This window comes from Nonomuraea wenchangensis (genome assembly GCF_900111685.1).
Taxonomy (GTDB): Bacteria; Actinomycetota; Actinomycetes; order Streptosporangiales; family Streptosporangiaceae; genus Nonomuraea; species Nonomuraea wenchangensis.
In genome coordinates this window covers 172167-186138 of the sequence record NZ_FOHX01000009.1, presented here as the reverse complement: position 1 = coordinate 186138, position 13972 = coordinate 172167, and the positions used below count along the sequence as shown (strand labels likewise).

Genomic DNA, 13972 nt, shown 5'->3' with positions numbered 1-13972 from the left:
CCACCCTCACCCCGAACGCGGACGAGACGCTTCCTCGTTCGGCACTTTCAGGGCGGAGGCTCACCGGGGCGGACGAGGCCCGTCTCGTAGGCGTGGCGCACCACCTGGGCGCGGTCGCGGAGGCCGAGCTTGGCCAGCAGCCGGTTGAGATGGGTGCTCACGGTGGCTTCGGCGATGGCGAGGGCGGCGGCGATCTCGGCGTTGGACAGGCCGCCCGCGATCAGCCGGAGCACCTGCTGCTCGCGGGCGGTCAGCGCCGAGCCGGGCGGCGTCTGCGGGGGCGGCGACGTACGGCGGTAGGCGTCCACGACGCGGCCGGTCACCGCCGGGTCGAGCAGGATCTCCCCCCGGGCGGCGCTCCGCACGGCGGCGAACAGGTGCTCCGGGGGCGAGCCTTTCAACAGGAAGCCGCTGACGCCCGCGTGCAGGGAACGGTCGAGGTTGTCGTCCGTGTCGTACATGGTGAGCATGATCACGCGGGGCGCCGGGTTCGCGGACAGGATGCGGCGGGCGGCCTCCAGGCCGTTGACGTGCGGCATGGCGATGTCGAGCAGCGCGACGTCCGGGCGGTGGGCGCGGGCCAGCTCCACCGCCTGCCGGCCGTCGGCGGCCTCGGCCACCACGGCGAGGTCGGGCTGGGTCTCCAGCATCAGGCGGAGCCCGGCGCGGATCATGGCCTGGTCGTCGGCGATCAGGACACCGATCGGCCGCGGCTCGGTCACGTCGCTCATAGAGGTCGCGTCGCTCACAGCGGGAGCACCGCCCGTACCTCGAAGCCGCCCGAGGGCAGCGGGGCGGCCGTGAGGGTGCCGTCGAACAGGGCCGCCCGCTCACGCATGCCGATCAGCCCGTGGCCCCCACCGGGCGCGCCCGGCGCGCCGAGCGGTCTGTGGGCGGGGGCCTCGTTGGCGACGGACAGGCGCAGCTCGCCGGGACGGTGGTCGATCGTCACCGCGGCCCTCGTCGGGCCGGCGTGCTTGAGCGCGTTGGTCAGGGCCTCCTGCACGATGCGGTACGCCGACAGATCGAGGCCCGCGGCCAGTGGCGCCGGCTCGCCGCGTACGTCCAGGGTCACGTCGAGGCCCGCCGCGCGTACCTGGTCGAGGAGGTCGTCGAGGCGGCCGAGCCCGGCGCGCGGGCTCAGGCGGTCGTCGTCGGCGGTGCGGAGCAGGCCGACCATGCGGCGCAGCTCGATGAGGGCGGCGCGGCCGGTCTCCTCGACCGTGGTCAGCGTCTCGCGCTCGCGGTCCTGGCCGGGGGCGAGCATCAGGCGTACGGCGCCGGTCTGCATGGTCATCACGCTGACGCTGTGGGCCACGATGTCGTGCAGCTCGCGGGCCAGGCGGGCGCGTTCCTCGGCGACGGCCTCGCGGGCCAGCAGCTCGCCGCGCTCCGCCGCCTGGACGGCGAGCACCCGGTGGCGGCGTACGGCGAGGCCGGCCCCGGCCGCGATGGCGGTCATCACCAGCGCCACGGCGAAGTCGCCGGGGCCGGGCGACCCCGTGCTGTTGATCAGCATGGCGACGACGTACGCGCCGGTCGCGACCGCGCCGACGGCGACCTTGGGGCTGCGGATCGGCACCTCCGACAGGAGGGTGAACAGCAGCACGAGCTGCGTGTAGAACTGCCAGGCCCCGGCGGGGGCGGCCGAGACGGCGAAGACGGCGACGTTCGCGGCGGAGTAGCCGACCAGGACGGCGAACGGGGCCCGCCGCCGGTACAGCACCCCGGCCGCCGCCACCAACCCCGCCACCGCCCACCAGGCGGCATGCTCGCGCTGGGGCGCCATGCCGCGCTCGCTCAGCTCCTCGGCGACCGCGAACAACGCCACGACCACGGCGACGAGCCAGTCGACGGACGAGGGGGGAAGGAACGCCGGGATCCGTCCTTCGCCCGTGGCGGTGGAGGAGTCGGAGGGTGCGGTGGGGGTGTCGGCCAGGATGGAGTCGGGGGCTACGGCAGGGGGACGTGAGTGCCGGCGGAGCATGAGGCCGAGGGTAGCCGCCGCACCGGCTGCACCGTTCCAGAAGGGCCTCCGACGCCTGGCAAGGCGCCGCCGGCCACCGCCCCGCGAGCGCCGGGCCTGCCGGTCAGCGCCCTTCCGGCGTCGCGCGCCCGCCGCTCACCGCCCTGCGGCCGGGGCGGGTGTGGGGAGGGGGCGGGGTCGGGAATCCGTCGGGCGGGGGACCCCCGGTCAAAGGCTGCTTTGACGACGGGTCGTGCGACCGCTCCGTACGGTCCACCCCATGCTTACCAACGCAAGTGCCTTCCGCCGCACCGCGGCCGGGGTGAGCCTCCTGCTCGCCCCCCTCTGCCTGCTCCTCGGCATGATCACCGACCCCAGCGAGCCTGGAGTCACCGACCCTCTCGTCTACGCCAACAACCCCGCCGCCGTCGGCGTCAGCGCCACGCTGCTGCACTACTGCTGGGTGCTGTTCGTGCCGGGCGTGATCGGGCTGGTGCACCTCGTCCGGCGCAGGGGCGTGGTGCTGGCCAATCTCGCGGGCGCGGTGACGGTCATCGGGCTGATCAACTTCTCGTCGCTGATGATCTCCGACTTCTTCGACATCGTGCTCTTCCAGGCCCTGCCGGTGGAGCAGGCCGAGAAGATCATGCAGGACGCCGCGCAGCCGGCGATGATCGCCGCCTGGCAGCTGCCCGGCATGATCGGATCGTTCCTCGGCCTGGTGCTGGTCGCGGTCGCCTACGCCTGGGACGGGCGGGCCGGATGGTGGTTTCCCGTCGCGGTGCTCGCGGGCATCGTGATCTGGCTGGTGGGCGCCAGCCAGTGGAACCTGGTGCTCGGCCTCGGCGGGCCGGTCATCCTGCTGGTGGCCTTCGGGTACGCCGGCATGCGGATGATCCGGATGACGGACGCCGAGTGGGCGGGTGAGCAGCCCGCCGCGGTCACTCCGAGCGCAGCACGAGCATGACGTGCTCGTCGTCGCCGTGCCGGACCGTGCCTTCCCGCCGGAAGCCGTGCCGTTCGAGCAGGCGCACCGACGCGGTGTTGCCGCCGTGCGGGTCGGCGTAGAGCGGGCGGACCGGCTCCTCGGCGAGGAAGAGGCCGAGCGCGCGGGTGCCGATGCCGCGCCCCCAGAACTCGCGCCCCATCCAGTAGCCGATGAAGCGCCGATCCTCCTCCCACCAGGCCACGAGGTTGCCGGCGAGCCGGCCGTCGGCCTCGATCGCGCGCACGCGGTTGGCCGGGTCGCCGAGGACCCGGGTGCGCCAGTGGGTGAGGAAGCGCTCCCGGGGCCGGGCGGGGAACCGGGACCGCCGGACGGCCTCCGGATCGTGCTCCTGCTCCAGGAACACCTCCAGGTCTTCCTCCACCACGTCTCTGAGCAGTACGTCGGTCATGACCGGGAGTCTGTCAGCCGGCACCGACAGAAAGTCAGCGGGCGCGGCGCAGGCGGAGGAAGTCGCTGACGACGTACTCGCCCAGCCGCTCGGCGCTCGGCGAGAACACCCGGCCGCCGTTGCGGCGCGCCACCTCGTCCACGAACTCCTTCAGCCGGTCGTCGGCGGCCAGCATGAAGACGTTGAGCGTGGCCCGCCGCCGGGTCATCTTGTCGATCTCGGCGAGGGTGAGCTCCAGCGTCTCGTGCGACGGCGGCCACTCGAAGGCGGGGCGGCCGTTGCGCATGAGATGCGCGGTCGGCTCGCCGTCGGTGACGACCAGCACCACCGGCTCGAAGTCGGGATGGCGGTCGAGGTGGCGGCCGGCGATCAGCAGGGCGTGGTGCAGGTTGGTGCCCTGGACCATGTCCCAGTCGAGCCCGGCCAGCTCGTCCGGCTGCAGCACCCGCGCGTAGTTGGAGAAGCCGATGATCTGTACGGCGTCCTGCGGGAACTTCGAGGCCACCAGCGCCTGCAGGGCGAGGGCGGTCTGCTTGGCGGCGGCCCAGGTGCCGCGCAGCGCCATCGAGTACGACAGGTCCACCAGCAGGCACACCGCCGCGGCCGTCCGGCGTTCGGTCTCGGCCACCTCGAAGTCGTCCACGGACAGGCGCACCGCCGCGCCGCCCCCTGATGCCACCCCGCCCCGCCGCACGCCGTTGACCAGGGTGCGGACTACGTCGATCGGCTGCTCGTCGCCGAACCGCCACGGCCGCGACGAGCCCGTGAGCTCCCCGGCCGAGCCGGCGTCGTGCTGGTCGTGGTCGCCGCGCCGGCCCGCGTCCAGCGAGGAGAACACCCGGCGCAGCGCGGTCTCGCCGAGCCGGCGCACCGCCTTCGGGGTGAGCTCCAGCTTGCCGCGGCGGCGCAGCAGGTAGCCCTGCTCCTCCAGCTCGCGTTCGATGCGCTTGAGCGCCTCCAGGTCGTCCACGGCGGAGCGGCCGAGCGCGCGGCGTACGGCAGCCTCGTCCACGTCGTCGAGCCGCGCGCCCGGATAGTCCTGGCGCAGCGCCGTCTCGAGCTGGGTCAGGTCGGCCAGCTCCTCCAGCGCGGTCACGGCGTCGCCCATGCCGAGCGGCTCCTCGCCGGTGAGGCGTTCGGGGGCGTTCCAGGCCAGGTCGGGGCGGCGGGAGTAGAGGGCCTCGCCGAGGCGGCGCATCTGGTCCGAGAGCCCGGTCTGCTCCAGCGTCTGGTTGATGAGGTTGCTCAGCTCCTCGCGCTGGCGCGGCGTCATCGAGGCGAGCATGCGCTGCGTGGCGGCGGCGCGGCGGGCCAGGATGTCGACCAGTTCTTCGAGGTTGCGGGGCTTCTCGGGGAACAGGTCGCCGTACTTGTCCATGAACGCGGTGAAGTCGGCCTGGGTGTGCTGGCCGCGGGCGTCCTTGTCCAGCATGTCGTTGAGGTCCGCCATCATCTGGCGGACGCGTTCCATGGCCTCCGGGTCGGGGTTGGCCAGGGCGTCGCGGAGCCCGCGGAACTGCGCGTCGAGGACCTCGCGGCGCAGCAGGCCGCGCAGCTCCTCGAAGGTCTGGCGGGCGGCGCCGGAGCGCCAGTCGTACGTGCTCAGCTCCTGGATGGCGCTCGCGGTGTCGTCGGGGAGCGCGTCGAGGCCCGCCTCCCGCATCCGCGCGTCGTCGGACGGGTCGGGGAACAACTCGGCCCGCTCCTGGCCGATGGCCTTGTCCAGCAGTGCGCGGGCCTTCTCCAGCGTGCCGTCGAGCCGCCCGCGCTCGCGCAGGTCGCGGCGGCGCCGCCGGACCTCCCTGAGCATGTCGTCGAGGCCGCGGCGGTCCTGCGCGCCGGGCAGGCCGCGCTTGAGCAGGTCGCGCAGGGCGTGGACCGGCGTCGAGCCCGACAGGATCGCGTCGCCCATCTCGTCCAGCGCCGCCCGCACGTCGTAGGGGGGAGCGAGAGGGTCGGGGCCGTCGTGGTACTCGCCATAGCGGTAGGCCATCACCCCACCACGCTAACCCGGAATGTCCGTTCTCGCTGCGGGGCCGGCCCTACGCGTCCCCGTAGACCTCCCAGACCTCGTCGACGCCGCCGGTCTCGGGCGAGTAGCGCAGCTTCGCGAGCACGGGGTGCCTGACCGACCGCAGGGCTCTGGTCAGGTCCTCCGCGTCGCACGCCCGCGTGCCGAGGCCATTGCGGTCGGCGCTCACCGGCCGGCCCGCCAGCCAGCCGTCCTTACAGCGGGCGGTGGTCCGGTAGAAGTACATCATGTAGGAGTAACCCAGTTTGTACGTCTTCCCGCCCGTCGCGAACAGCACCGTACGATCGTCCACGCGCTGGATCGTGCCCCGGGCGGTGCGTGAGTTCGGCCAGTTGGAGATCAGGATCTCGTTGACCCGCACGGCCCGCCCGTCCTGGTACTCCACGCGCATCGGCGTCGCCCCGCTCCCCAGCGAGGCGGCCAGGTCGGCGGGCTTGCACCGGGTGCGGCCGAGCCCCTTCGCGTCGAGCGCGACCTGCCCCTCGGTCTCCTTCAGGTCGCAGGCCACGGTCACCCGGCCGACGGTGGCCTTGGTGTAGTCGAGCCGGACCTCCTTGGCCCCGGCAATCGACTTGAGCCGGTAGCCGAGGTAGCCCCCATCCTTCACGAGCGTGGCCGACTTCGGCACGATCCGGAGGTGGCCCTTGCCGTCGGGCCAGGCGTAGCCGTACGCGACCTTGAGCGAGGTGCTGGGAGTGGCGGCCCGCGCGGGCACGGCGAAGGCGCCCGCGGCGAGGACGGCGGCGGTGGCGCAGGCAAGCGAACGGCGCATGGGTGGCTCCCCCGTCAGGAACGATCAGTCACACCCTTTGACGCCGGAAAACGCGCCCGCGTTCACGTGCGGTAGACGGCCGTTCCTTCGAGGTCCTCCTTCGACAGGCGCCGCATGAGGTAGAGCCCCTCAAGCGCGAACTCCAGCGCCGCCGCCGCGTGCCCGGGCGACTCCTCGCCCGCGCCCATGCCCAGCCTCGACATGATCTTGGCGAGGCCGGTCACCGGGCCCATGCGGTGCAGCAGCTCGCCGGCCGGGACCAGCTCGCCGGACTCCACCTGGCCGCCCTCGGCGAACTTGTCGGTCACCGCCGACAGGTCCGCGCCGCCCAGCCGGTTGCGGAACGTCTCCGCCGTCGCCCGGCGCAGCAGGTGGGCCAGGATCTCGGTCTCCCTGCCCTCCTCGCTGACCTCGAACTCCACCTTCCCGCGCAGGCTGTGGACCACGCAGGCCAGGTCGACCACGCGGGTGACGGCCTGCTCCTCGCCCGCGATGGCGGAGCGGCGCACCGCGGAGGCGGCGGCCGTCTCGGCGGCGGCGATCGAGAAGCGCGCGGAGACGCCGGAACGGGCGTCCACGGCGGTGGACTCGCGTACCAGGCGGGTGAAGCGGGCGATCACCTCGACCAGGTGCTCGGGGATGTCGGCCCCGATGTCCGGGACGGACTCCTGGCGGATGAGGGTGAGCTCGTCCTCGACGGTCAGCGGGTAGTGGGTGCGGATCTCGGCGCCGAAGCGGTCCTTCAGGGGGGTGATGATCCGGCCGCGGTTGGTGTAGTCCTCGGGGTTGGCGCTGGCGATGAGCAGGATGTCGAGCGGCAGGCGCAGGTTGTAGCCGCGGACCTGGATGTCGCGCTCCTCCAGCACGTTGAGCAGCGACACCTGGATGCGTTCGGCCAGGTCGGGCAGCTCGTTGACGGAGAAGACGCCCCGGTTGGTGCGCGGCACGAGCCCATAGTGGACGGTCTCGGGGTCGCCGAGCGTGCGGCCTTCGGCGATCTTGATCGGGTCGATGTCGCCGATCAGGTCGCCCACGCTGGTGTCGGGCGTGGCCAGCTTCTCGCCGTAGCGCTCGTCGCGGTGCTTCCAGGCGATCGGCAGCTCCTCGCCCAGCTCCCGCGCCAGCGTACGGCAGCGCGTGCAGACCGGCGCGTACGGATGGTCGTTGATCTCGCACCCCTCGACGACCGGCGTCCACTCGTCGAGCAGCCCGGTGACGGTGCGGATGAGCCGGGTCTTGCCCTGGCCGCGCTCGCCCAGGAGGACCAGGTCGTGCCCGGCGAGAAGAGCCCGCTCCAGATGTGGCAGGACCGTTTCGTCGAAGCCGACGATGCCGGGGAACCGCGGCTCGCCCGCCCGCAGCTTGGCCAGCAGGTTCGCCCTGACCTCGGCCTTCACGGTGCGGTGGACGTGTCCGCTCTCCCGCAGCTCGCGGAGAATTCGTGGCTGTGGCTGATGCACGGGTTCGAGACTACGTCCCCTGAGGGGAATGTGGCAGGGCCTTCCACAACCAGGGGGAGATTTCGGATCTTGACTATTGCGTGACGGTTCGTGTGCGTGCTTGTCCCTTTAGTGGGGAGAATCCGGACCTAGGGAACTTGGACATGTCGAGGGAGGCGAGACCCGTGGCCCTGATGACGAGCCGCTTCGCCGACGGCCTCGCCGTGGGTTCCGACCTGGTGGTGGCCGCGCAGAACGCCGTCGGCCGGGCCCTGTCGAGGCTCAGCGGCCAAGCCGACCTGGTCTGCTTCTTCATCTGCGGCGACGACCCCGACGACGTCGCCAGGGCCGGACAGGCCGCTATGGAGCTCGCGCCCGGCGCGCACGTGATCGGTTGCAGCGCCACCGGAGTGATAGGTGACGGGCAGGGGGTGGAACTGACGCCCGCCGTGAGCGCCTGGGCGGCGACCTTGGAAGGCGCGAGACTCACCACGTTCGCGCTGGACACGCTGGCGGCCGAGGACAAGTTCGTGGTCGTCGGGGTGCCCGAGCGCAGCGCCGACGACCATGTGGCGATCCTGCTGGCCGACCCGTACAGCTTTCCGACCGACGCCTTCGTCGAACGCTCGGTGGACGTGCTCGGCGACCTCCCGCTCATCGGCGGGCTGGCCAACGGCCTGCAGGGGCGGGGCTCGGTCAGGTTGTTCGCGGACGGCAAGGTCTATCTGGAAGGCGCGATCGGCGTCCTGCTCGGCGGGCCGCTGCAGGTCAGCACCGTGGTCAGCCAGGGCTGCCGGCCGATCGGCCCCAGCATGGTGGTGACCGCGTCCGAGGAGAACCTGCTGCTGGAGCTGGCCGGGCAGCCCGCGCTGGCCCGGCTCGAGGACATCGTGAGCGACCTCGACGAGGACGACCGCGAGCTCGTGGCCGCCGGGCTGCAGATCGGCATCGCCATGGACGAGTACGCCGAGCGCCACGAACGCGGCGACTTCCTCATCCGCGGCGTGATCGGCATCGACCCCGAACGCGAGGCCGTCGCCATCGGCGACATCGTGGAGGTCGGCCGGACCGTACGTTTCCAGGTGCGCGACGCCGCCACCGCCGACGAGGACCTGTACGACGTCCTGGACGCCCACCGCGAGCAGCTCGGCCGGGTCGACGGGGCGCTGCTGTTCTCCTGCAACGGGCGGGGCTCGGCCATGTTCGGCACCGCCGACCACGACCCGGTCGCGCTGCGCGACACGCTCGGGCCGATCGGGGTGGCGGGCTTCTTCGCCGCCGGCGAGGTCGGGCCGGTCGCCGGTCACAACCACGTCCACGGGTTCACCGCCTCCGTCCTGGTCTTCTCCGGCGCCTCGGGTACGTCGTGACCGCCGCCCCGGCCCCGCCCCGGGGTGCAGGGGGCGGGGCCGGAACGGAGGGTGTCAGCCGGTGCTCTGGGCTGAGCCGGAGCCGTTGTTCTCGCGCGTGACCAGGCCAGGGCCGCCGTCCTCGCGGGTCGTGGGGCCGGGACCGCCGTCCTCGCGGGTCGTGGGGCCGGAGCCGTCGTCCTCGTGGGTGACCACGCCGGGGCCGTCGTCCTTCCCTTCGCCCGTGCCGCCGGGTCCGGACGACGGCAGCGGCAGGGAGGTGGCCACGCAGGGCGCGACCTCACCCTCCACCACCTGGAGCGAGATCGCGGACGGCAGCCCGCGGTCGCCGTCCGGGCCCTTGGTGACGGCCAGGACGAGCGTCGACCTGCCCGGCACCTGCCCTGGCGTGAAGGAGAAGGAGATCCCGTCGCCGTCCCGCCTGATGTCGCTGCCGAAGCGGCCGAGCACGCCGCCCGTCCGGCCGCGCTCAGGCCGGCACGTCCGCCCCTCGGGCAGGTAGTCCACGACCGCCTTGACGCCGTGGCGGCCCAGCTCGGCCACCAGCCCGCCGGGGTCGGTGAACGCGCTGATCCGGACGCTGACCGTACCGTCCGGCGCCTTGGTGACCGCGTACGCGGGCCCTTGGAGCACGGTCGCGTTCAGCGTCACGACCGTGGCGGCGGCCGCCGCCACGCCCGCGACGGCCACCGCCAGCCGCCGTCCGCCCAGTCGTCCGCCCAGTCGTCCGCCCAGTCGTCCGCCCTGTCGTCCGCCCTGTCGTCCCGCTGGGGCCGGGGGAGTGCTCGTCATCGTCATGTCGTCCGCCGTTCTCGTGGTGATCTCCGACTTGAGTGCACTGAGAAGGCGCTCCTCGAAGCTGCTCATGCCTGTCCTTCCAGGTACACGGATGCCGGCGAAGCGACGTCGCGCAGGGCTCGTCTGGCCCTGTGTAACCTGACCCGGGCGGTCACCTGACGGATCCCGAGGGCCGCGGCGGCCTCCTTCACGCTGAGCTGGTCGATCGCGACGAGCTCGAGCACCGCGCGCTCGCCCTCGGGCAGCCCGGCCAGGGCCTCCCAGGCGTGGCGCATCCGGCGCCCGGCGTCGATCCGCTCCTCCATCCGGGTGAGATCGTCGTCGTCCAGCAGCCGCCGGCCGGCCAGCCGGCCGCCGGCCCGGGACTCCCGGGCCGCCCGCCGGTACTGGGCCGACACGACGTTGCGCGCGATGCCGTACAGCCAGGCGGCCTCGCCGCCGCGGCCGGGAACGTAGGTGTGCGCGGAGTCCAGCACCGCCACGAAGATGTCGGCCGTGAGGTCGGCGGCCAGGTGCGGGTCGCTCACCCGTCTGGTCACGAACCTCAGAACCGCGTCCACATGACGGCGGTAGAAGGCCTCGAAGGCCGCGGGGTCCTCGTTGAGGCGCATGGCCCGCCACTTCCTTTTCCGTCGTTCGCCTTACACCTTTACTTGGACCGGGCGACGGAAAACGTTGCCTCCCTGGTCAGGCGGGGCGGCGGGGCTGGAAGAGCCAGGCGTCGAAGAGCGGGCCGAGGTCCTTGCCCGACATCTTCTCGGCGAGCGCGATGAACTGCTCGGTCGTGACGTTGCCGTAGCGGTGCTCGGCGGTCCAGGCGCGCAGCAGCTTGAAGAACGTCTCGTCGCCGACGGCCTTGCGCAGGGCGTGCAGGGTCATCGCGCCGCGCGTGTAGACGGACTGGTTGAACAGGTCGTCGGCCCTGGCCTGTCCGGGCGGGTAGGCCCAGATCGGGTCGTCGGCCGGGCGGGCGTGGTTGCGCTCGAAGATGGCCTCGGCGGTGCTCTTGCCCTTGTGCTCGGACCACAGCCACTCGGCGTAGGTGGCGAAGCCCTCGTTGAGCCAGATGTCCTTCCAGCGCCGGATGGTGAGGCTGTCGCCGAACCACTGGTGGGCCAGCTCGTGGGCGATGATGGCCTCGTCGGGGGCGAAGCCGCCGTACATCGGCTTGGTCTGGTTTTCCAAGGCGTAGCCGGTGGAGAAGTCGTCGACGACGCCGCCGGTCGAGCCGAACGGATAGGGGCCGAAGACCGTGGACCAGTAGTCGGTGACCTCGCCGGAGACGGTGTAGAGCTTGTCGAGCGAGCTCTTGAACGCCGGATCGACGGCGGCCAGCAGCGGGATGCCGGCGGCGGTGCGCCCCTCGCGCAGGTCGAACGTGCCGAGCGTGGCCGTGGCGAGGTAGGTGGCCATCGGCTGCCTCTCGTGCCAGCGCCACGTGGTCCTGCCGCCCACGGTGGTGGGCCGGCTGGTCAGCTCGCCGTTGGCCAGGACGGTCAGCCCGGCGGGCACGGTGATCGCGAAGTCGAAGGTGGCCTTGTCGGCGGGGTGGTCGTTGGACGGGAACCAGGTCTTGGCGCCGTCGGGCTCGGCGGTGACGAACGCGCCGTCGCGGGTCGGGATGAAGCCGTAGGTGCCGAGGTTGGCGGAGTTGACGACCGGCTGGGGGGTGCCGGCGTAGGACACCCGGACGGTGAAGCGGTCGTCGTCGCCGATCGGGCGCGCCGGCCGGATCGTGAGCTCCTGGCCCTTGCGGCTGAAGGTGGCGGCCTCGTCGTCGACGGTGACGCCGCTGACGTTGTAGCCGGTCAGGTCGAGATCGAAGCTGGACAGGTCCTGGGTGGCGGCGGCGGTGATGGTGGTGACGCCGCGCAGCTGCTTGTCGGAGGGTGTGTAGTCGATGGCGATGGCGTAGTGGGCGACGTCGTAGCCGCCGTTGCCGTCCAGGGGGAAGGCGGGGTCGCCGATGCCGGGCGCGCCCGCGCGGCCGTCGGCGATCGCGGCGGCCGTGGGATCGGTGGACGGGGGCGGCTGGTCGGCCGGTGTGCAGGCGAGCGCGCCGACCAGCGCCACCAAGATCGTGACTGCGCGCCTTTCGTAACGCATCCCCGAATCAGCCCCCTTCGATCCGTGACCAGAATATTACGCTCGGTCAGGCCCCGGCTGCGACACGGCCTGGTCTGCGGGTTCTCGTACGGGAGGGTTCGACGGGGTACGCGGCGAGGACGCCGGCGCACGGACATGCGGCGGCGTCCTCGGGCCCTAACGGTGACGACGGTCCCATGGTGTTCTGATCGCCCGGGACACGTCGGGACAAACTAAAGGTTGCCTCTGCGTTCCTGCTCGCGCTCGATGGCCTCGAAGAGCGCCTTGAAGTTGCCCTTGCCGAACCCGAGCGAGCCGTGCCGCTCGATCAGCTCGAAGAACACGGTGGGCCGGTCCTGCACGGGCTGGGTGAAGATCTGCAGCAGGTAGCCGTCCTCGTCGCGGTCCACCAGGATGCGGCGCTTCTTCAGCTCCTCGATCGGCGCCCGCACCTGCCCGATGCGCTCGCGCAGCTCGGGGTCGTCGTAGTACGAGTCCGGCGTGTCGAGGAAGCGCACCCCGGCCGCCCTCATGTGGTCGACCGTGGTGATGATGTCGTTGGTGGCCAGCGCGATGTGCTGCACGCCGGGGCCGCCGTAGAACTCCAGGTACTCGTCGATCTGCGACTTCTTGCGGCTGACGGCCGGCTCGTTGAGCGGGAACTTGACCTTGCGGGTGCCGTCGGCCACGACCTTCGACATGAGCGCGGAGTACTCGGTCGCGATGTCGTCGCCGATGAACTCGGCCATGTTGGTGAAGCCCATGACCTTGCGGTAGAACTCCACCCACTCGTCCATCTTGCCCAGCTCGACGTTGCCGACGCAGTGGTCCACCGCCTGGAAGAGCCGGCCGGTCCGGGTCGCGGGCGGGGCGACCAGCGGCTCGGCGGGGGCGTAGCCGGGCAGGTAGGGGCCGCTGTAGTTGGCGCGGTCGACGAGCGTGTGCCGCGTCTCGCCGTACGTCGCGATGGCCGCGAGCACCACCTTGCCGTGCTCGTCCTCCAGCGTGTACGGCTCCTCCAACCCCTTCGCCCCCTGCTCGACGGCGTGCCGGTAGGCGGCCTCCACGTCCGGCACCTGGATGGCCAGGTCGATCACCCCGTCGCCGTGCTCGGCGACGTGCCGGGCCAGGTCGGTGCCTGGCCGGATCGAGGCGCGGAACTCGAAGGTGGCGCTGCCCGAGGTGAGCACGTACGCGGCCGTCTCGGGGCTGCCGTTCTCCGGCCCCCGATAGGCCACCAGCTTCATCCCGAACGCGGTGGAGTAGTAGTGGGCCGCCTGGCGGGCGTTGCCGACCGCGAAGACGACGGCGTCCATGCCGTTGACCGGAAAAACATCGCTCATGCCCCTAACTCTCGATATGCCTGGACGAGTTGCGCAAGAGTTACTTGAAAGAGTGGACAATCTGCCTAGCCCTGAGGGCGGCCGTCCGCTATTCCTGTACAGCATGACGACGATCGACGATCTCGACGCCCGGCTCATCGCGCTGCTGACCGCCGAGCCCCGCCTCGGGGTGCTGGAGTGCTCGCGCCGCCTCGGGGTGGCCCGCGGCACCGTACAGGCCCGGCTCGACCGGCTGGCCGCCCGCGGGGTGATCACCGGTTTCGGCCCTGACGTGTCGCCCGCCGCGCTCGGCTATGGCGTCACCGCCTTCGTCACGATGGAGATCCGCCAGGTCTCCGGGCACGATCCGGTCGCCGACCGGCTGGCGCGCATCCCCGAGGTGCTGGAGGTGCACACGATCACCGGGGCCAGCGATCTGCTCTGCCGGGTGGTCGCACGGACGAATGCGGATCTACAGCGAGTTATCGATCAAATAGTGGATGTCCAAGGCGTGTTGCGGACTAATTCGATCATTGCCCTGGACACCCCGGTTCCTTACCGAGTGCTGCCCTTGGTCGCCGATGTTCCGCGTCGCGAGAGCCGCTCGACGTAGTATCGCTGTGGGACGGGGCACCGATATCGATCGTTTACCCTTGGCGTTCGCCCAGCTTGCAGGCTTACGACTAGGGGGGTCGAAGGTGCGGAGCGGTGGAGGAGGCGGAATGCCGAAACGGCGGATTCTCCGGCTTCTGCTGATTTGTTTGGGAGCGGGAATCCTCGTACTCGTCGGC

At 71.8% G+C, this 13972-nt stretch carries 13 protein-coding genes; 3 read left to right on the top strand and 10 right to left on the bottom strand.

Annotated features, from left to right (window positions below; all coding sequences use genetic code 11):
• Window positions 1–47: 47 nt before the first annotated feature.
• Window positions 48–731, bottom strand: coding sequence for a response regulator (locus BMW85_RS27145; RefSeq protein ID WP_091086746.1), 684 nt, complete (start codon window positions 729–731; stop codon window positions 48–50).
• 14 nt (window positions 732–745) lie between these two features.
• Window positions 746–1987, bottom strand: a complete 1242-nt coding sequence (locus BMW85_RS27140) for a sensor histidine kinase (RefSeq protein WP_091086744.1) — start codon at window positions 1985–1987, stop codon at window positions 746–748.
• A gap of 259 nt (window positions 1988–2246) precedes the next feature.
• Between BMW85_RS27140 and BMW85_RS27135 the strand changes: the two genes are divergently transcribed.
• Window positions 2247–2933, top strand: a complete 687-nt coding sequence (locus BMW85_RS27135; RefSeq protein ID WP_091086741.1) for a hypothetical protein — start codon at window positions 2247–2249, stop codon at window positions 2931–2933.
• Here BMW85_RS27135 and BMW85_RS27130 read toward each other — a convergent pair.
• The 4 genes from BMW85_RS27130 to BMW85_RS27115 all read right to left on the bottom strand — a co-directional run bounded on the left by BMW85_RS27130 (window position 2908) and on the right by BMW85_RS27115 (window position 7627).
• Entirely contained in the window at window positions 2908–3363 is a 456-nt protein-coding gene (locus BMW85_RS27130) for a GNAT family N-acetyltransferase (RefSeq protein ID WP_091086739.1), read from the bottom strand. The two genes, BMW85_RS27135 and BMW85_RS27130, sit on opposite strands and share 26 nt — an antisense overlap.
• Before the next feature lie 34 nt (window positions 3364–3397).
• A complete protein-coding gene (locus tag BMW85_RS27125; protein WP_091086737.1) occupies window positions 3398–5356 on the bottom strand; it encodes a vWA domain-containing protein in 1959 nt (652 codons plus the stop codon).
• A gap of 49 nt (window positions 5357–5405) precedes the next feature.
• Window positions 5406–6167 carry a hypothetical protein gene (locus tag BMW85_RS27120; RefSeq protein ID WP_091086735.1) on the bottom strand — a complete coding sequence of 254 codons (762 nt, stop codon included), beginning with the start codon at window positions 6165–6167 and terminating at the stop codon, window positions 5406–5408.
• A 62-nt stretch (window positions 6168–6229) separates the two neighbouring features.
• Window positions 6230–7627 carry a sigma 54-interacting transcriptional regulator gene (locus BMW85_RS27115; RefSeq protein WP_177240907.1) on the bottom strand — a complete coding sequence of 466 codons (1398 nt, stop codon included), beginning with the start codon at window positions 7625–7627 and terminating at the stop codon, window positions 6230–6232.
• Between the two features lie 173 nt (window positions 7628–7800).
• Between BMW85_RS27115 and BMW85_RS27110 the strand changes: the two genes are divergently transcribed.
• Window positions 7801–8976: an FIST signal transduction protein gene (locus BMW85_RS27110; RefSeq protein WP_091087115.1), complete on the top strand. Its 1176-nt coding sequence runs from the start codon at window positions 7801–7803 to the stop codon at window positions 8974–8976.
• A 54-nt stretch (window positions 8977–9030) separates the two neighbouring features.
• On the opposite strand, the gene BMW85_RS27105 is transcribed toward BMW85_RS27110, so the two are convergent.
• The 4 genes from BMW85_RS27105 to hppD form a co-directional block, all read right to left on the bottom strand.
• Complete coding sequence (locus BMW85_RS27105; protein ID WP_143082416.1) at window positions 9031–9843, bottom strand: hypothetical protein; 813 nt, start codon at window positions 9841–9843, stop codon at window positions 9031–9033.
• Window positions 9840–10385, bottom strand: a complete 546-nt coding sequence (locus BMW85_RS27100) for an RNA polymerase sigma factor (RefSeq protein WP_091086730.1) — start codon at window positions 10383–10385, stop codon at window positions 9840–9842. Before BMW85_RS27100 ends, BMW85_RS27105 begins: the two co-directional genes overlap by 4 nt.
• 76 nt (window positions 10386–10461) lie before the next feature.
• Window positions 10462–11880, bottom strand: coding sequence for a M1 family metallopeptidase (locus tag BMW85_RS27095; protein WP_245775093.1), 1419 nt, complete (start codon window positions 11878–11880; stop codon window positions 10462–10464).
• A gap of 212 nt (window positions 11881–12092) precedes the next feature.
• The gene (gene hppD, locus BMW85_RS27090) at window positions 12093–13202 is read right to left on the bottom strand and encodes a 4-hydroxyphenylpyruvate dioxygenase (RefSeq protein WP_091086726.1); all 1110 of its coding nucleotides are present in this window, start codon (window positions 13200–13202) and stop codon (window positions 12093–12095) included.
• Between the two features lie 103 nt (window positions 13203–13305).
• Between hppD and BMW85_RS27085 the strand changes: the two genes are divergently transcribed.
• The gene (locus tag BMW85_RS27085; protein ID WP_091087113.1) at window positions 13306–13794 is read left to right on the top strand and encodes an Lrp/AsnC family transcriptional regulator; all 489 of its coding nucleotides are present in this window, start codon (window positions 13306–13308) and stop codon (window positions 13792–13794) included.
• The last annotated feature ends 178 nt before the right edge of the window (window positions 13795–13972 follow it).

Bases quoted from the DNA above. Each gene is read 5' to 3' on its own strand.
- BMW85_RS27085 (WP_091087113.1), top strand. From the start codon at position 13,306: ATGACGACGATCGACGATCTCGACGCCCGGCTCATCGCGCTGCTGACC.
- hppD (WP_091086726.1), bottom strand. From the start codon at position 13,202: ATGAGCGATGTTTTTCCGGTCAACGGCATGGACGCCGTCGTCTTCGCG.
- BMW85_RS27095 (WP_245775093.1), bottom strand. From the start codon at position 11,880: ATGCGTTACGAAAGGCGCGCAGTCACGATCTTGGTGGCGCTGGTCGGC.
- BMW85_RS27145 (WP_091086746.1), bottom strand. From the start codon at position 731: ATGAGCGACGTGACCGAGCCGCGGCCGATCGGTGTCCTGATCGCCGAC.
- BMW85_RS27140 (WP_091086744.1), bottom strand. From the start codon at position 1,987: ATGCTCCGCCGGCACTCACGTCCCCCTGCCGTAGCCCCCGACTCCATC.
- BMW85_RS27125 (WP_091086737.1), bottom strand. From the start codon at position 5,356: ATGGCCTACCGCTATGGCGAGTACCACGACGGCCCCGACCCTCTCGCT.
- BMW85_RS27120 (WP_091086735.1), bottom strand. From the start codon at position 6,167: ATGCGCCGTTCGCTTGCCTGCGCCACCGCCGCCGTCCTCGCCGCGGGC.
- BMW85_RS27110 (WP_091087115.1), top strand. From the start codon at position 7,801: ATGACGAGCCGCTTCGCCGACGGCCTCGCCGTGGGTTCCGACCTGGTG.
- BMW85_RS27130 (WP_091086739.1), bottom strand. From the start codon at position 3,363: ATGACCGACGTACTGCTCAGAGACGTGGTGGAGGAAGACCTGGAGGTG.
- BMW85_RS27100 (WP_091086730.1), bottom strand. From the start codon at position 10,385: ATGCGCCTCAACGAGGACCCCGCGGCCTTCGAGGCCTTCTACCGCCGT.
- BMW85_RS27105 (WP_143082416.1), bottom strand. From the start codon at position 9,843: ATGAGCAGCTTCGAGGAGCGCCTTCTCAGTGCACTCAAGTCGGAGATC.
- BMW85_RS27135 (WP_091086741.1), top strand. From the start codon at position 2,247: ATGCTTACCAACGCAAGTGCCTTCCGCCGCACCGCGGCCGGGGTGAGC.